This window comes from Methylococcus sp. ANG, assembly GCF_040730495.1.
GTDB lineage: Bacteria > Pseudomonadota > Gammaproteobacteria > Methylococcales > Methylococcaceae > Methylococcus.
Genome location: NZ_CP160399.1, coordinates 1,461,294 through 1,478,727, shown reverse-complemented (window position 1 = coordinate 1,478,727; position 17,434 = coordinate 1,461,294). Strand labels below are relative to the sequence as shown.

General features: G+C 64.5%; 14 protein-coding genes. 5 read left to right on the top strand and 9 right to left on the bottom strand.

Going from position 1 to position 17,434, the window contains the following annotated elements:
* The first annotated feature begins 20 nt into the window (after positions 1–20).
* Together msrB and ppk1 are read left to right on the top strand one after the other, a co-directional pair.
* Positions 21–476 (top strand): peptide-methionine (R)-S-oxide reductase MsrB, encoded by a 456-nt coding sequence (gene msrB / locus ABZN20_RS06985; RefSeq protein ID WP_367027196.1) that lies wholly within the window; start codon positions 21–23, stop codon positions 474–476.
* Positions 477–520: 44 nt separating this feature from the next.
* Positions 521–2,833: a polyphosphate kinase 1 gene (gene ppk1 / locus ABZN20_RS06980; RefSeq protein ID WP_218807216.1), complete on the top strand. Its 2,313-nt coding sequence runs from the start codon at positions 521–523 to the stop codon at positions 2,831–2,833.
* A 12-nt stretch (positions 2,834–2,845) separates the two neighbouring features.
* Here ppk1 and odhB read toward each other — a convergent pair whose 3' ends face one another.
* From odhB to ABZN20_RS06965, 3 genes are all read right to left on the bottom strand, one after another.
* Positions 2,846–3,991 (bottom strand): 2-oxoglutarate dehydrogenase complex dihydrolipoyllysine-residue succinyltransferase, encoded by a 1,146-nt coding sequence (odhB, locus tag ABZN20_RS06975; protein ID WP_367027195.1) that lies wholly within the window; start codon positions 3,989–3,991, stop codon positions 2,846–2,848.
* Positions 3,957–6,770, bottom strand: coding sequence for a 2-oxoglutarate dehydrogenase E1 component (locus ABZN20_RS06970; RefSeq protein WP_218807214.1), 2,814 nt, complete (start codon positions 6,768–6,770; stop codon positions 3,957–3,959). Before ABZN20_RS06970 ends, odhB begins: the two co-directional genes overlap by 35 nt.
* Before the next feature lie 121 nt (positions 6,771–6,891).
* The gene (locus ABZN20_RS06965) at positions 6,892–8,841 is read right to left on the bottom strand and encodes a trypsin-like peptidase domain-containing protein (protein WP_218807213.1); all 1,950 of its coding nucleotides are present in this window, start codon (positions 8,839–8,841) and stop codon (positions 6,892–6,894) included.
* A 157-nt stretch (positions 8,842–8,998) separates the two neighbouring features.
* Between ABZN20_RS06965 and gndA the strand changes: the two genes are divergently transcribed.
* The 3 genes from gndA (at position 8,999) to ABZN20_RS06950 (ending at position 12,196) form a co-directional block, all read left to right on the top strand.
* Positions 8,999–10,516, top strand: coding sequence for an NADP-dependent phosphogluconate dehydrogenase (gndA, locus tag ABZN20_RS06960; protein WP_218807212.1), 1,518 nt, complete (start codon positions 8,999–9,001; stop codon positions 10,514–10,516).
* Between the two features lie 94 nt (positions 10,517–10,610).
* The gene (moaA, locus tag ABZN20_RS06955; RefSeq protein ID WP_218807211.1) at positions 10,611–11,642 is read left to right on the top strand and encodes a GTP 3',8-cyclase MoaA; all 1,032 of its coding nucleotides are present in this window, start codon (positions 10,611–10,613) and stop codon (positions 11,640–11,642) included.
* 269 nt (positions 11,643–11,911) lie between these two features.
* Positions 11,912–12,196: a hypothetical protein gene (locus ABZN20_RS06950; RefSeq protein ID WP_367027194.1), complete on the top strand. Its 285-nt coding sequence runs from the start codon at positions 11,912–11,914 to the stop codon at positions 12,194–12,196.
* A 242-nt stretch (positions 12,197–12,438) separates the two neighbouring features.
* On the opposite strand, the gene ABZN20_RS06945 is transcribed toward ABZN20_RS06950, so the two are convergent.
* The 6 genes from ABZN20_RS06945 to sufC form a co-directional block, all read right to left on the bottom strand.
* The gene (locus ABZN20_RS06945; protein ID WP_367027193.1) at positions 12,439–12,882 is read right to left on the bottom strand and encodes a hypothetical protein; all 444 of its coding nucleotides are present in this window, start codon (positions 12,880–12,882) and stop codon (positions 12,439–12,441) included.
* Between the two features lie 416 nt (positions 12,883–13,298).
* Positions 13,299–13,619 (bottom strand): non-heme iron oxygenase ferredoxin subunit, encoded by a 321-nt coding sequence (locus tag ABZN20_RS06940; protein WP_218807208.1) that lies wholly within the window; start codon positions 13,617–13,619, stop codon positions 13,299–13,301.
* A gap of 13 nt (positions 13,620–13,632) precedes the next feature.
* A complete protein-coding gene (gene sufU, locus ABZN20_RS06935; protein WP_367027192.1) occupies positions 13,633–14,088 on the bottom strand; it encodes a Fe-S cluster assembly sulfur transfer protein SufU in 456 nt (151 codons plus the stop codon).
* Positions 14,088–15,332: a cysteine desulfurase gene (locus ABZN20_RS06930; RefSeq protein ID WP_218807206.1), complete on the bottom strand. Its 1,245-nt coding sequence runs from the start codon at positions 15,330–15,332 to the stop codon at positions 14,088–14,090. The genes sufU and ABZN20_RS06930 overlap by 1 nt, the downstream gene beginning before the upstream one ends.
* Before the next feature lie 14 nt (positions 15,333–15,346).
* Positions 15,347–16,642 carry a Fe-S cluster assembly protein SufD gene (gene sufD, locus ABZN20_RS06925; RefSeq protein WP_367027191.1) on the bottom strand — a complete coding sequence of 432 codons (1,296 nt, stop codon included), beginning with the start codon at positions 16,640–16,642 and terminating at the stop codon, positions 15,347–15,349.
* Between the two features lies 1 nt (position 16,643).
* Positions 16,644–17,399 (bottom strand): Fe-S cluster assembly ATPase SufC, encoded by a 756-nt coding sequence (gene sufC / locus ABZN20_RS06920; protein WP_367027547.1) that lies wholly within the window; start codon positions 17,397–17,399, stop codon positions 16,644–16,646.
* Between the last annotated feature and the right edge of the window lie 35 nt (positions 17,400–17,434).

Genomic DNA, 17,434 nt, shown 5'->3' with positions numbered 1-17,434 from the left:
ATTTCGACGGGGATACGGGTATGGGCTGGGACTGGAAAAGCTTCAGGAAGCCGACGGAGGAAGAGATCAAAGGCCGGCTGAGCGAGGAACAGTATGCGATCTGCAGGGAAAACGGCACCGAACGGCCGTTCGACAATCCGTACTGGGACAACCACCGGGAAGGCATCTATGTGGACGTCGTGTCGGGTGAACCGCTGTTCAGCTCGCGCGACAAATTCGATTCGGGGACGGGATGGCCGAGCTTCACCCGGCCGCTGGAGCCCGATCACGTCGTCACGTCGACCGACCGGTCCCACTCGATGGTCCGGACCGAAGTGCGCAGCAGGCATGCCGATTCCCATTTGGGGCACGTTTTCGACGACGGCCCGGCGCCGACCGGCAAGCGCTATTGCATCAATTCCGGCGCATTGCGCTTCATTCCCAAGGAGGAACTGGCGGAGGCCGGCTATGAGGAGTATCTGAAACTGTTCGATTGATGGAGACCGTGGAAGGCGAGAGAAAGAAGAAGGAGGGAGGAAGTTTGGTCATCAGCAAAGTCAAGGGCATCAGCAAGTCGACGCGTATCATGCTGGCCGAGCACGGGATTTTTTCGGTCGAGGAGCTCGCCGATGCCGACGTCGGCCGGCTCACCAAGATTCCCGGCCTGAACCGTCAGAAAGCCCAGCGCATGGTCAGAGCGGCCAAGTTCATGGTCGGCGACATGGAAAAAGGGCGCGAGGAAGCGGCAGCCTCCGCCGGTACGGCCGAAGCGGCGGAGGCTGCTTCGGAGGACGTAGGCCTGGACGATTCGCGGTGCTTCCTGAACCGTGAACTCAGCCTGCTGGAGTTCAACCGCCGGGTGTTGGACCAGGCCAAGGATGCCCGGACGCCGCTGCTGGAGCGGCTCAATTTCCTGAGCATCGCCTGTTCCAACATGGACGAGTTCTTCGAAATCAGGGTCGCCGGGCTGCTGCAAAAATCCGAACTCGGCGCGGCGCAGACCGAGCCGGACAGCATGACGCCGCAGGAAGTCCTTTCCGCCATCAGCGAACGCGTCCACGAACTGGTCGCCGAGCAGTACCGCGTGCTCAATCAGGAGCTGCTGCCTGCGCTGGAAGCCGAGGGCATCCGCTTCATCCGCCGTTCCGACTGGACCGATGCCCAGCACAAATGGCTGCGGCGGTATTTCGAGGAAGAACTGGCGCCGATACTCAGCCCGATCGGGCTGGATCCGACCCATCCGTTTCCGCGCCCGCTCAACAAGGCCCTCAACTTCATCATCTCCCTCGCCGGGAGGGATGCCTTCGGCCGCAACATCCATCTCGCCATCCTGCAGGCGCCGCGGGCGCTGCCGCGCATCATCCAGTTGCCGAAGAGCGTTACCGGCGGGAGGCTGCACGACTTCGTGTTCCTCTCGTCCATCATCCACGCCTTCGTCGACGACCTCTTTCACGGCATGAAGGTGAAAGGGTGCTACCAGTTCCGGGTGACCCGCAACAGCGACCTGTTCCTGGACGAGGAGGAAATCGACGATCTGCTGCAGGCGGTCGAAGGCGAACTGGCGAGCCGCAACTACGGCGACGAGGTGCGGTTGGAAGTGGCCGACAACTGCCCGGACGCGGTGATCGAGTTTCTGTTGAGCCAGTTCGGCCTCGGCGAAGACCGCCTATACCGGGTGGACGGTCCGGTCAACCTGAGCCGGACCCGCGAAATCTACGACCTGGTCGACCGGCCGGACCTCAAATATCCGCCCTTCACGCCGGGCTGGCCGGCGCAGCTCACGGGGCACCAGGACTTCTTCGAGGTCCTGCGCCGGCAGGACATTCTGCTGCACCATCCCTACGAGTCTTTCATCCCGGTCATCGACCTGATCCGCCAGGCCGCCGACGATCCGCAGGTGGTCGCCATCAAGCAGACGCTCTACCGCACCGGACCGGATTCGCCCATCGTCGATGCGCTGGCGCGCGCCGCGCGGGCCGGCAAGGAAGTGACCGTCGTGGTGGAGCTCCTGGCACGGTTCGACGAGCGTGCCAACATTTCACTCGCCACCCGCCTGCAGGAAGCCGGGGTGCAGGTGGTCTACGGCATCGTCGGCTACAAGACCCACGCCAAGATCCTGCTGATCCTGCGCCGGGAGGGGCGGACGCTGCGGTACTACACCCACCTGGGCACCGGCAACTACCATCCCCGCACCGCCCGCGTGTACACCGACTACGGCCTGATGACTTCCGACAAGGCGCTGGGCGAGGACGTGCAGCGGGTTTTCGTCCAGCTCACCAGCCTGGGCAAGATGGGCAAGCTGCACAAGCTGCTGCAGTCGCCGTTCACCCTCCACAAGACGCTGATCCGCAAGATCGAGCGGGAAATCGAGCATGCGAAGGAGGGAAGGCCGGCGCGGATCGTCATCAAGATCAATTCCCTGGTCGAGCCCAAGCTGATTCGCGCGCTTTACCGCGCATCGTGCGCCGGGGTGCCGGTCAGGCTGATCGTGCGCGGCATCTGCTGCTTGAGGCCCGGCATTCCCGGCGTCTCGGATAACGTCGAGGTGCGTTCCATCGTCGGACGGTTCCTCGAACACAGCCGTGTCTACTGCTTCGAGAACGGCGGGGAGCCCGAGATTTACGCGGCCAGCGCGGATTTCATGGCGCGCAACATGTTCCGCCGGGTGGAAACCTGCTTCCCGATCGAGAACAAGAAGCTGGCCGAGCGGATACGCAACGATCTCGAGCTTTATCTGAAAGACGATTGCCAGGCCTGGCAACTGCGTTCGGACGGAAGCTACGAGCGGCTGCCCGACGTCCGCCACTGCGATGCCCAGGCGGAATTACTGGAGGCGCTCAAAAAAACCGTCTGACCGGCTGGCGGTTCAGACCTCGAGCATCAGCCGGACCGGATCTTCGAGCAATTCCTTGATGGTGAAAAGGAAAGATACGGCGTCACGGCCGTCGATGAGGCGGTGGTCGTAGGACAGCGCCAGATAGATCATGGGCCGGATCACGATCTGGCCGTCCTCCACCACCGGCCGTTCCTTGATGGCGTGCATGCCGAGGATGGCGCTCTGCGGCGGGTTGAGGATCGGCGTCGACAGCATGGAGCCGAAGATGCCGCCGTTGGTGATGGTGAAGGTACCGCCACTGAGCTCGTCGAGGCTCAGCTTGCCGCTGCGGGCCTTCTGGCCGAATTCGGCGATTGCTTTCTCGATCTCGGCGAAACCGGCCTTGTCGGCATCGCGCAGGATCGGCACGACCAGCCCGCGGTCCGTGGAGACGGCGATGCCGATGTCGTAATAGTCGTGGTAGACGATCTCCTCGCCTTCGAGCGAGGCGTTGGCGATGGGGAATCGGCGCAGCGCCTCCACCGAGGCCTTGACGAAGAACGACATGAAGCCGAGCTTGGTGCCGTGCTGCTGCTCGAATCGGGTCTTGTGCGCGTTGCGGATGTCGAACACCTTCTGCAGATTCACCTCGTTGAAGGTGGTCAGGGTTGCCGTCCGGTGCTGGGCTTCCAGCATGCGCTCGGCGATCCTGGCCCGCAGCCGGCTCATGGGTACCCGGCGTTCGGCCCGGCTCTGGGGGGGAAGGCTTGCCGTCTCCGCGGCGGGTCTGGTTTCCAGGAAGTCCAGCACGTCATGCTTGGTCAGCCGTCCCTCGCGTCCGCTGGCCGGGATCAGCGCCGGATCGAGGGCGTGTTCGGCGACCAGGCGGCGCACCGCCGGGCTCAGCACCGGCGCCGGTTTTTCCGCCGCCACGGCGACTGCTGGCGCGGCGGGCCGAATCGCCGTGTCGATCACGGCGATCGGCTGTCCGCTGACCACGATGTCGCCCTTGCCGCCGCGCAGTTCCGCCACCACCCCGTCCTCGGGCGCCGGAACTTCCAGCACGACCTTGTCGGTTTCGAGGTCGACCAGGTTTTCGCCTTTGCCGACCGCCTCGCCGATCTTCTTGTGCCAGTCCAGCAGCGTCGCGTCGCTGACCGACTCAGGCAGAGGAGGTACGCTGATCTCGATGCGCATGGGCAATTTCCGTAGTGGCGGTGGGATTGACGGGAAGAACGAGGGCACGTTCCACCAGCATTTTCTGCTGTTCGATATGCTGGCGGAAGTGGCCGACCGCCGGCGAGGCGGACATCGGCGGACCGGCATAGCCGATATTGAAGGAACGGCCCGGAATGCCGGGGAAGCGGTGCTTGATCTGGTGCCAGGCGCCCTGGTTTTCCGGTTCTTCCTGGCACCAGATCAGTTCCTGCAGGTTGGGATAGCGCTCCAGCATCGCCAGAAAATCCTCCCGCGGGAACGGATAGAGCTGCTCGATGCGGACCAGGGCGACATGATTCAGCTTATCCCGCCGCCGGGTTTCCAGCAGATCGTAATAGACCTTGCCCGCGCACAGCACCAGGCGGGTGATCCGGGCCGGTTCATGCGGGTCGGTTTCGTCGATCAGGCAGCGAAAGCCTCCTTGGGCGAACTCGGCGAGGCAGGAGGTGGCCAGCTTGTGGCGCAGGAGGCTCTTGGGCGTCAGCACGATCAGCGGCCTGCGGTACGGACGCAGCAACTGGCGCCGCACGAGATGGAAAATCTGAGCCGGCGTGGTCGGCACGCAGACCTGGATGTTGTCGCCGGCGCAGAGCTGGAGATAGCGCTCCAGACGGGCGGACGAATGCTCGGGGCCTTGTCCCTCGTAGCCGTGCGGCAGCAGCAGGGTCAACCCGCTCAGGCGTCCCCACTTGGTTTCGCCGGAGGAGATGAACTGGTCGATCACCACCTGGGCGTTGTTGGCGAAGTCGCCGAACTGGGCTTCCCAGATCACCAGGGTTTCGGGTTCCGAGCTGCTGTAGCCGTATTCAAAGCCCAGCACGCCCTCCTCGGACAGCAGCGAATCGTAGATGTCGAACCTGCCCTGGCCGGCTTTCAGGTGCTGGAGCGGGGCGCAGACCTCTCCGGTCCGCTGGTCGTGGACGATGGCATGGCGATGGAAGAAAGTGCCGCGCCCGACGTCCTGGCCCGTCAGCCGGATGTTGTGGCCGTGCCATAGCAGGGAGGCGTAAGCGAGGGTCTCGGCGAAGCCCCAGTCCGCGGGAAGTTCTCCCGCCGCCATGCGCCGGCGCGCCGTATGGATCGCTTCGACCCTGGCGTGCGCTTCGAAGCCGGCGGGCAGCGCCGTCATCCGTTCCGCCATGGCGGCGAGGTCCGCCATCGGCAGGCCGGTCTCCGCCGGCGTCGTCCAGTCCGCGCCGCGGTAGCGGTCCCACCGGGTCTTGACGTAGCCGGCGGAGTCGCCCAGCAGCGGTCTGGACACCGATTCGCCTCTGGCAAGAGCCTCCTGGTAGTCGTGGTCCATGCGCGCGGGGTCGTTCGGGGAGACGATGCCTTCCGCGATCAGCCGTTCGGCGTACAAGGCTCTGACCGGCGGATGCCGGCGGATGAAGCGGTACATCAACGGCTGGGTGACGGCCGGCTCGTCCGCCTCGTTGTGGCCGTGGCGGCGGTAGCAAAGCAGGTCGATCACCACGTCGCGGCGGAATTTCATGCGGTAGTCGACGGCCAGCCGGGTGATGTACAGCACCGCTTCCGGATCGTCGCCGTTCACGTGGAACACCGGCGCCTGGACCATGTTGGCGACGTCGGTGCAGTACAGGGTGGAGCGTGCGTCGAAGGGATTGCTGGTGGTGAAGCCGATCTGGTTGTTGATGACGATGTGTATCGTGCCGCCGGTGGTATACGCCCGGGTTTCCGCCATGTTGAGGGTTTCCATGACCACGCCCTGGCCGGCGAAGGCGGCGTCGCCATGAATGAGCACGGGAACCACGGCGGCCTCGGCATCGCCCGTAAGCCGATCCTGGCGCGCCCGCACCGACCCCTCGACCACGGGGTCGATGATTTCCAGGTGCGAGGGGTTGAACGCCAGGGTCAGATGGACCGGACCGCCGGGACTCTCCACGTCGGAGGAGAACCCCAGGTGATACTTGACGTCGCCGGACCCGCCGTCCCGGCTCTCGGTGCCCTCGAATTCGCGGAACAGCAGTTCGGGTTTCTTGCCGAGGATGTTGACCAGGACGTTGAGGCGGCCGCGGTGCGCCATGCCGAGCACGACTTCCCGCGTGCCCTTGGCGCCGCAGCGCTGGATCAGTTCGTCGAGCAGGGGAATCAGGCTTTCCGCGCCTTCCAGCGAGAACCGCTTCTGCCCCACGTATTTGCGGTGCAGGTATTTTTCGATGCCCTCGGCGGCGGTGAGCAGGCGCAGCAGCTCCCGCCTTTGATCCGGGCCGAAACGGCCTTGGGCGCGCGACCCTTCGAGTTTCTGCCGGAGCCACTCCCTGATCTCGGAGTCCATGATGTGCATGTACTCGACGCCCACATGCCGGCAGTAGGTCGCCCGCAGGGTGTCCAGGATGTCTCTCAGCGGCAGTTTCTCGTCGCTGTGCAGAACATCCAGGTAGAAGGCGGCTTCCATGTCCCTGGCGTCGAGCCCGTAGCGGGCCGGGTCCAGGTCGCGCGAAGGCGAAGCCGGCTTGAGCGGGTTGTTGTCCGCCGACAGATGGCCGTGCGTGCGGTATTGGTCGATCAGCCGGTCCACTGCCGCCTGTTTGCGCACGGCGCGGTCGGCGTCCCCGGTTCGGAGGGGAACGGCCGGTTCGGCCGTCTTGCCTTCGCGAAAGGCGCGGAATTTCTCGCGCCAGTCCGGCGCCACGGCTTCCGGATCGCGCAGGAACTGTTCGTACAGCGCTTCGACGAAACCGGCGTTGTCTTCGGAAAATGCTGTGGTGTTCGGAAATAGTCCGGGTTTGCTGCTCATCTCACGCGTTCCTTGCCAAAGACACGGACGGCTCGGAGGGATACTCGGGAATTGTGGGGGTCAAGGCGGTGGGCTTTCAAGACCTGAAACATTGGGGAAATCCGTTCGAGGCGGCCCGGCATCACTTCTGGACCGTGAAGACCGCGTCACTGATGTCGCAAATGGCCGGGGTTTTCTTCGTCTTGGGCAGGCAGACCCGGATGAGCGCCCGGGACGTCGCCTGGCCCTTCCTGACCTTCCAGTTCCAACTGCCGGTATTCCGGGCGCCGGACTTCAAGGCGCTCCATTTCGCCCCGCCGTTCTTGGACAAGGCGACGTTCACTTTCGCCTTGGAGCCGTAGCCGGTCAGTCGCCATTGGATCGGCACGGTTTGTCCCGCCGCGAAGGTTTCGCCGCCGGCGGGATGGACGACGGTCATGGAGGCCGAGTCAACGGAGCTCGTGCAAGTCTGATAGCCGAAGCTGCCACTGAGGGTGCCTTCCAGGCACGCGCGGACCTCGGCGACCGATGCGCAGTTCACGGCGCTGTCGATCTGATAGGCGGTGACGCTCTGGCCGTCTTCCAGGGTGCCGCCCCAGGGGAGGGTACAGGCTGCGCCCGGGACGTGGGTGCAAGTTTCGTAAGTGTAACTTCCGCTGAGATTGCCGTCGGTGCAGGTCCGAACTTCGGACACGGAAGCGCACTTGCTGGCGGTTTCTCTCTGGTATGCGGTGACGCTCTGGCCGCCCGGAATGCTGCCTCCCCAGGGCGGTGCGCAGGACGTGAGCCAGGGCTTGATCTGCTCGTAATAGCCGGCGAAATGGCTGTAATCGCTGTCCTGGTAGTCCTCCGCTGAGCCGCCGAAGAGCGAGCCCTTCCAATAGGCGGTGCCGCCGGAGACGGCGAACAGGCCGGAACCGCTGCTGCCGCCTTCGGTGCCGCCGTGGACGTATCGCACTTGGTCCAGCAAATGGGTCCCGCCGCTGGCGGTGATCGTCTCCTTGAGGGCAGTGACCTTCCCCTTGCTGACCATGGTGTGGTCTCCGCGCGGATGATGTACACCCCACACGGCATCGCCGACCTTGATGGCCGTGTTCCACCCGGAAAAATAGACATTGGCCGGCGGGGGATTTCTGAGTCTTAGAAATGATGGCTCGCGATGGAAGTCGGTCCAGAGCAGTTGCGCCCCGCCAAATGTCTGACTGTAGCGCGAATCGGTGTAGTAGGCGTTGCAGTCGGTCGCCTGCCAGAACCATTCGAAGGATGCCGTATCGGCGATGGTCTGGTCCGGCAGGCAGTGGTTGGCCGTGGCGAACCAGGGCGTGTTGGTGCCACCCTTGTCATTCAGCAGGGTGCCGCTGCAGAGGTAAGAAGCGCCCTTTCTTAAGTAATTGATATTGGCGGTGGCGGCTGCCGCGATCTGCAGCGCAGGATACGCCGGATCGTTCGACCAGCAGGCGAGGTCGTATTGCCGATGTTCGGCGTATCCCACACTTTGGGCGGAGAAGCCAGAAGTGGCCGGGTTGCTGGCATCCACCAGGATGAGGTTGATCTTGTCGAGCCTCAAATCGAGCGCCTCCGGCGATGTGGTACCGCCCACGAAGATCTCGAGATCGGCTCTGTTTCCCAGAGTGAGGGGCAGCCAAAGCGCATTGCCGTGAATCGCCGAATTGTCGATCGGCGCCGGCAGGGTCGCGTCCTCGTTGCCCTGGAGGCGCAATTCGAGGGGCGGCAGGGTACTACCGAAAACCAGGTGCAGCCGGAGCCGCACCGCATTGGCGGACGACACCCGGATACGGGCCGCGTAGCCGCCTGGGACCGCTTCCCAGCGCAACACCGACGGCGTGACGGGGATGGGCAGTGAGTACACCGTGCCGGTCTTAAACTCGCCGGGGTTTTCCGGAGTGAGGTCTGCCACCACCGCGGGCAGTTCCAGCTCGAAAGGCTGGTCGCCGCCGAGGAAGCCGCTCGCCGAGACGCTTGCCGCGCTCAGCGGAACAGCGGGCCGATACTGCGCCGGTTCGGCCTGGTCGGCGTGGGCGGAGGAGGAGCTTGCAATGGCAATGGCCAGTGACAGGGAGCGCATCTTCATCGGGGCGTCCATATTGAGAAAGTCGCGACACCCTATAGTAGTCCATGTATCGACGACTTTTTCAGACCGGACGCAGGGTCGAAAGGTTCCCGCCTTTACTCGCCGCGCAAAGCGTTCTAAGGTGATTTTCGAACCTTGTCTTTTGGAGCTTGTCGTGATGAAGAATGGGAATGCCGACGTCGGACTCATCGGCCTGGCCGTGATGGGCCAGAATCTGGCGCTCAACATCGCCGATCATGGTTATACGATCGCGGTTTACAACCGCAACTACGAGCGTACCCGGGAATTCATGGCCCACTGCGAACGCGCCGAGCCGTCCCGGGCACGCATTCTTCCCTGCGCCGGATTGGCGGAGTTCGTGCAGGCCATTCAAAGGCCGCGGCGCATCGTTCTCCTGGTGAAAGCCGGCGCGGGAACCGACGCCGTGATCGGGCAGCTCCTGCCGCTGCTGGATCCGGGCGACCTCGTCGTCGACGGTGGCAACGCCCACTGGCTGGACACGATCCGGCGGGAGCGGGAACTGGACGCCGCCGGGTTCCGCTTCATCGGTTCCGGCGTCTCCGGCGGAGAAATCGGCGCCCGCTTCGGGCCCTCCTTGATGCCGGGCGGAAGCGCGGAAAGCTGGCGTTTGCTGGAGCCGGTATGGCGGGCGATCGCCGCCAAGGTCGATCCGGCCACCGGGCAGCCGCTGGAGGGGGCGGAGCCCGGCCGCCCCGTTGCCGGTGGCGAGCCTTGCACGGCCCTGATCGGCCCGAACGGCGCCGGCCACTACGTCAAGATGGTGCACAACGGCATCGAATACATCGACATGCAGCTGATCTCGGAAAGCTACTGGCTGCTGAAGCATCTGGGCGGCCTGGAAGCCGGCGCCATCGCGTCCATTTTCCGGGATTGGAACCAGGGCGAGCTTTCGAGCTATCTCATCGAAATCACCAGCGACATCCTGCAGCAAAAGGACCCTTCCGGCGACGGTTTCCTGGTCGACAAGGTCCTGGATGCGGCGGGGCAGAAAGGCACCGGGCAATGGACCGCGGCCAGCGCGCTGGAGCAGGGCATACCGGCCAACGCCATCGCCGAGGCGGTGTTCGCCCGGGCGCTTTCCGCCCTCAAGGAGGAGCGGGTGGCCGCAAGCGCGATTCTGCAGGGTCCGGAGGTCCGGCGAGAGGCCGATACCGCGCACCTGGTCGAGGCGGTCCGGGATGCCCTGTACTGCGCCAAGATCTGCGCCTATGCCCAAGGTTTCCAGCTCATGGCCGAAGCCCAGAAGACCTACGGCTGGCAACTGGACTTTGCGACCATCGCCCGCATCTGGCGGGGCGGCTGCATCATCCGCGCCCGTTTCCTGCAAAAGATCACCGACGCGTACACTCTGGATGCCGCGCTGTCGAACCTGATGCTCGACCCCTATTTCCGCAACGCCCTCCATCGGGGCCAGGACCACTGGCGCGAAATCGTGGCGCTCGCCGTCCAAAACGGGCTGCCGGTCCCGGCTTTCGGCTCGGCCTTGGCGTATTTCGACGGTTACCGCAGCGCCAGCCTGCCCGCCAACCTGCTGCAGGCCCAGCGCGACTATTTCGGCGCCCATACCTACGAACGCACCGACCGGCCGCGCGGCCGTTTCTTCCATCTCGACTGGCCGGCGCCGGACCGACCCGAGGCGGAGGCCGGCGGCTGAAAGTGCGTCCGCGGGAACGCGAATCCTCCCTTCGCGGGCATCGGTCCGTTACCGGAGCTTTCACGGCGCGGTCAACGATGGGAAAATACGCGGCATGACAGTCTCGCTCGTTCCCATGGCCAGCACTTCCGCGCCAGTCCCCGGTCTGACCGACCGTTTCGGCCGCCGCGTCAGCTATCTGCGCATCTCCATCACCGACCGCTGCGATCTGCGCTGCGTGTACTGCATGAGCGAGGAGATGGATTTCCTGCCGCGCGCGCAGATTCTCACGCTGGAGGAAATTCACACCATCGCCGCCGCGTTCGTGGGGCTGGGGGTGGAAAAGATTCGCATCACCGGCGGTGAACCGCTGGTGCGCAAGGGCGCCGTGGATCTGCTGCGGGGGCTCGGACGGCTCGAGGGGCTGCGCGAACTGGTGGTGACCACCAATGGCATGCGGCTTGAGGGGACCGCCGCCGAGCTCGAGGCCTGCGGGGTGCGCCGCATCAACATCAGCCTGGATTCGCTCCGGCCCGAGCGGTTCCGGGCGCTGACGCGGGTGGGCGATCTCGCCGCGGTATTGCGCGGGATCGACGCCGCGGTGACGGCCGGTTTCGAGCGGCTCAAGCTCAATGCAGTGATCCTGAAGAACCGCAATCACGACGAGGTGGCCGATCTGGTCGGCTTCGCCGTGGACAAGGGCGTCGACATCAGCTTCATCGAGGAGATGCCGCTGGGATGGGTCGACGGCCACGACCGCCTGGAAGGCTATTATTCGAGCGACGCGATCCGGAACGATCTGGAGGCGCGCTTCAGCCTGCTGCCGACCCCGGAAACCACCGGCGGGCCGTCGCGCTATTTCCGGGTCGCCGGCACCGATACCCGGGTGGGTTTCATCTCCCCCCATTCGCACAATTTCTGCGGCAGTTGCAACCGGGTGCGGCTCACAGCGGAAGGGCGGCTGCTGCTCTGCCTGGGCAACGAGCATTCCGTGGACCTCAAGCGGGTCGTGCGGGCCCATCCCGGCGACACGGAGCGCCTGAAAACGGCGATCGCGGAGGCCATGAGCCGGAAGCCGGAACGCCACGATTTCGATCTGGCCGCCCGGCCGGTAATCCTGCGTCACATGAACGTCACGGGTGGTTGATAGGGAAGATGGCGGCGCGGCGTTTCCGTATTCCGGCGGATCGGTTCGGCTGGTGGCCGGTCATTTCCTTGATTTTGGTGTGCTTTGCGGGCTGTGCCGGCAAACCGCCGGCACAGCCCGCGCCTGGGCCCTCATCCGCAAAGCCGGCTAAGCCGGTCGTGCCGAAACGGCCGGAGCCTCCTCCCAGCGACCGCCGGGAGTTCTCTCCGGTGCCCGGGGTTCCGCTGTGGCGGTGGGAATCCTGGGATCAGCATGGCAAGATACATCTGGTGTCCAAACCGGAAAAATACACCCTGCAACTGCTCGCCAACGGCTGGCTCAGGTTTTCGGCCGAATGCCTCAAAGGCGAGGGCATCTATGAAACCCACGGCGACCGGATCGTGATCGCAGTCACCCGGTCCGATGCCGGGCGCTGCCGGCCGGGGCCGGTAGCCGAGCATTTCATTCAGTCGCTGGAGGCGGCGTCGCATTATCATCAGACCGGCGGCCGCCTCTTCCTGGATCTCGGGCGCAACGGCGGAGGCCTGAGCTTTTCCCGGTCAAAGGACCAGTAGAGCGTTCCATAAAAACGTATGCAAACTGGCGAATCCCGATGTTGAAATACCGCCTCGTCATTCCGCCAGGGATTGGCGGAATCCAGGCGCAGGGATGTGAACCGACGCCACCTTCCTTGGCCCTGGATTCCGGCATCCCTTCCGGAACGGCGCGCTGCTTTTGATAAAGCTGTCGTAATCGATATTCGGGTGCGTGAGAGTCTGGTATGCCGCGTCCGACTGCCAATGGGGGGGGCGGTACCCTAGGGGTTCGGCATATGGGTGAGGTACCATTCCAGCAGCCGGATCAATCCCACCACCGCGCCGACCGAGCCGACCACCCAGAGCGTCTGGCGATGGATGGCTTGTGTCAATCGTACCTCCACCTCGCGGATTTCCAGCCGGGTCTTTTCGATCTCCAGCCGGAGAGTCGCCTCCACCTCCTTGATCTCTTTTTGCAGCCTGGCGTCAATCTCCTTCATATCAAGCCGGATCGACTCGATTTCCGTCCGCAATCTAGCTTCGACCTCCTTGATCTCCTTCTGCAGTCGCAATTCGGTTTCGCGCACCTGTCCCTGGGTCGCCACGTCCTTCAACTGGGGATAGCGGTCCTCCAGATGCTCGAAGGCTTCCGCGATCAGTTTGGCGCGCGTCTTATCCTCGCCCGCCTCGGTCAGTTGTTCGTAAAGTCTCAGCGCTACGCTCATGGTCGTGCCAGGGAAGTCTTCAAGCCGCAGTTTAGCATGGGGCAGGTACACCGCTGAACGGCCGATGCGCCCGGACAGCGCCGGCTCGCCGGTTCCGGTAAAGCGGGATTGGGAGTGAGAGGAAAACAAAACGCCCGTCTGACATCGCGGGCGGGCGTTTCGTCGGGAGAGAGGGTATCAAGCCATCCGTTCTGGAAAATCAGTGATAAACGTCCAGCTTCAGGGCCAGGGCAATTCTGATCCAATCCTTGGGCGGGAACAAATCGATGTTCTCATCGAGCAGATTGAGATAATAGTCGTCGAAATTGGCGTCATATACCCACAGCTTGGTGACCTTCGGGTTAGGGCGCGGTCCGGCCGCGCCGTATTCGGGATTGACGGCAATTGCCTTGCGGGCGATGGCGTTTGCGGTCCGCTCAGTCCCAGCAGACGTTCCTTATCTGAATCATTCCCCCATCCACCCGGACGGGAAAGCAGGTGAGGTCTTCGTAGGCGGGAGGCGAGAGGACCTTGCCGGTCTTGAGGCAGAAGCGGGCGCCATGCCGGGGGCAGACGATTTCGGCGCCGTCCAGCCGGCCGCTGGCGATCTCGGCGCCGTCGTGGGTGCAGGCGTCCTCGATGGCGTAGAACTCGCCGCCCAAGTTGAATACGGCGACGGGAATGCCGTCGAGATCGGCAACGACATGCCCGCCTTCGGGCAGGCAGTCCACCGGCGCCACGTCGGTCCAGTCGTTCATCGGCGGCGAATCCTCACTCCGTGGTGACGGTCGTTTCCTTGTTTTCCAGCGCGGCTTCCAGCGAGTGCCAGGCCAGGGTGGCGCATTTGACCCGTGCCGGATAGGCGCGTACGCCGGCGAGCACGGCCAGCTTGCCCAGTTCTTCCAGATTCACGGTTTCGTCCTTGCCGGTTGCGATGCGGTGGAAGGTTTGGAATAGCGCGTGAGCCTCGCTTTCGTGCATCCCCCGCACGATCTCGGTCATGAGCGAGGCCGAGGCGGTGGAGATGGCGCAGCCCGAGCCCCGGAAACTGACGTCCCGGATGACGCCGTCGCCGTCGATCTTGACGTACAGGGTGATACGGTCGCCGCACAGCGGGTTGAAGCCCTCGACGGTGCGGTTGGCGTCTTCCATGACCCGGAAGTTGCGCGGATTGCGGTTGTGGTCGAACACCACCTCCTGGTAGAGATCCCGAATCTGGTCCAGCATCAGCCGAACACCTCGATGACCTTGTGGATGCCTGCGATCAACGCGTCTACCTCTTCGAAAGTGTTGTAAAGCCCGAACGACGCCCGCGCCGTCGCGGGAACGCCGAAAAAGTCCATCACCGGCATGGCGCAGTGGTGCCCGGCGCGGATGGCGATGCCGAGGTGGTCGAGAATCGTGCCGATGTCGTGCGGGTGGATGCGGTGCAGGGTGAACGACAGGATGGCGCCCTTGTCGGCGGCTTGGCCGAACAGCTCTAAGCCCGGGATTCGCAGCGCCTGTTCGGTGGCGTAGGCCAGCAGCCGGTGTTCGTGCCCGGCGATGGTTTCGATGCCGATGCTGTTCACATAGTCGATCGCCGCGCCCAGGGCGATGGCGTCGACGATGCTTGGCGTGCCGGCTTCGAACTTGTAGGGCAGGGCGTTGTATTCGGTCTTCTCGAAGGTCACGCGGCGGATCATGTCGCCGCCGCCCTGGTAGGGCGGCATCTCGTTGAGCAGCTCCTCTTTGCCGTAGAGGATTCCGATGCCGGCGGGGCCATACAGCTTGTGGCCGGAGAAGGCGTAGAAATCGCAGTCCAGCGCCTGCACGTCCACCGCCATGTGCGGAATCGCCTGGGCGCCGTCGACCAGGACCGGCACGCCGCGGCGATGGGCCTGTTCGATCAGCTTTTCGACCGGGTTGATCGTGCCCAGCGCGTTCGACATGTGCGCCACCGCCAGCAGGCGGGTGCGGTTCGACAGCAGGGCCTCGAACTGGTCCAGCACCAGGGTGCCGGTGCGGTCGATGGGGACGACCTTCAGGACCGCGCCGGTCTGTTCGCACAGCATCTGCCAGGGCACGATGTTGGAATGGTGCTCCATGGCCGTGATGAGGATCTCGTCCCCCGCCTTGAAGCGCGGCCGTCCGTAGGACTGGGCGACCAGGTTGATCGCCTCGGTGGTACCGCGGGTGAAGACGATCTCGTGCGGGTGGCGGGCGTTGAGGTGGCGCTGCACCTTTTCGCGTGCCCCCTCGAACAACTCCGTGGCGCGCTGGCTCAGGGTGTGCACGCCGCGGTGGACGTTGGCGTAGTCCTCCGTGTACACCTTGGCGATGCAGTCCAGCACCGCCTTGGGTTTCTGGGCGGTGGCGGCGTTGTCCAGGTAGACCAGCGGCTTGCCGTGAACCTGCTGTCCGAGAATCGGGAAGTCCTTCCTGATCCGGGCGGCGTCGAAAATCGGGACGGCGGCGGGGGCGGTGCTCATGGCGACTCCTTGGCTCACTTTGCGTTCGGGAAACGGGCCAGCAGCATGCCGCGCAGCAGCTCGTGGAACGGGCCGGGGCGCATCCGTTCGACGATTTCCACCGCGAAGGCGAAGGTCAGCATCTCGCGGGCCGCGGCTGCGTCGATGCCGCGCGATTCCAGGTAGAACACCGAGTCCGGATCGAGCCGGCCGATCGTGACGCCGTGGGCGCATTTCACGTCGTCGGCATGGATCTCGAGCTGCGGCTTGGTGTCGATCTCGGCGTCATCGGACAGCAGCAGGTTGCGGTTGTTCATTTCCGCGTCGGTCTTCTGGGCGTCCGCGTGCACTACGATCCGGCCCTGGAACACGCCGCGCGAGCGGTCCTTGAGGATGCCGCGGTAGGTCACGCGGCTGCTGCCGTGCGGCTCGTCGTGGTCCACCCGGACGTGGTTGTCGACGTGCTGGCGATTCTCGCTCAGGAACAACCCGTTCATCTCGGTCTGGGCCGCGCGGGCGAGGCGGGCATGCGTTTCGTTGCGGACCAGCAGCCCTCCCAGCGACAACAAGTGATGGCCGAACCGCCCGTCGCGGGCGACGCGGGCGTAGCTGCCGCCGAAGTGGTAGGCCCTGCCGCCGTCGAGCTGGAGCTTGTAATGGTTCAGGCCGCCGTTGTCCCCGATCTCGATCTGGTTGACCACGGCGCCAAGATAGCCGGTCTCCGCCGCGCCGACGTGGGTTTCGACGACGCGCGCCTCGGCATGCCTGCCGATCCGGATCAGGTTGCGCAGCGTGGCCCGGCCCTCGCTGCGGGTCGAGACGAAGAACAGATGGACCGGCTTTTCCAGCACGACACCCTCGTCCACGCGCAGCACGGCGCCGTCGGTGAAGAAGGCGGTGTTGAAGTCGAGGAAGCCGTGATTGTCCGGATTGCCGATATGGCCCAGCCAGTCTTCCAGCCCATCGCCATCAGTTTCGAGCAGCGAGGCCAGGCTTTCCAGCGTCACGCCAGCGGGCAGGCCGTTGCGCTCCGACAGTTCGGGCGCGAACAGGCCGTCGACGAACACCAGCGACCACGCATCCGCGATACGGCAGCTTTCGATCAGGGCTGCGGCAGCGGCGACGTCGGCGGGGCCGCTCGCCGCGGCGAACAGCTTGCGTTCGATCGGCGCGACGTTGGTGTAGCGCCATTCCTCGTCGCGCGGGGAGGGAAAGCCGGACGTTTCGAAGCGGGCCAGAGCCTGCTGGCGGAGCCGGCTCAGCCAAGCGGGCTCGTTGGCGGCCGGTTCGCGGTAGGCCTCGACGTAGAGGCGGTGGGACGGCTCGCTCATATCAGGCTCCCGCCGCAGCCGTTTCGATCCAGCCGTAGCCCTTCTGTTCGAGTTCGTGCGCCAGCCCGGCGTCTCCGGACCTGACGATGCGCCCGTGCGCCAGCACGTGGACGTGGTCGGGTTTGACGTAATCGAGCAGGCGCTGGTAATGAGTGACCAGGATGAAGGCCCGCTCCGGGGAGCGCAGCGCGTTGACGCCGTTCGCCACCACTTTGAGCGCGTCGATGTCCAGGCCCGAATCGGTCTCGTCGAGGATGCACAAGGTGGGTTCGAGGATCGCCATCTGCAGGATCTCGTTGCGCTTTTTCTCGCCGCCCGAGAAGCCTTCGTTGACGCCGCGGTACAGGAACTGCTCGTCCAGATCGACGATCTTGGTTTTTTCCTTGACCAGCTTCAGGAAGTCCAGCGCGTCGACTTCGTTGAGGCCGCGATGGCGCCGCACGGCATTGTAGGCCGCTTTCAGCAGGTAGATGTTGCTGACCCCGGGAATCTCCACCGGGTACTGGAAGGCCAGGAACACGCCTTCGCGGGCGCGCTGTTCCGGCGGCAGCTCCAGCAGGTTCCGGTCGCGGTAGCTCACCGTGCCTTCGGTCACTTCATAGCCGGCGCGGCCGGCCAGGACGTTGGACAGGGTGCTCTTGCCCGAGCCGTTCGGGCCCATGATGGCGTGGACCTCACCGGGTTTGATCGTCAGGTCGATGCCCTTGAGGATCGGCTTGCCGTCGACGCGGGCGTGGAGGTTTTCGATGCGGAGCAGGGTGTTCATTTAACTAAGAGTCTGTCTTGAAAAAG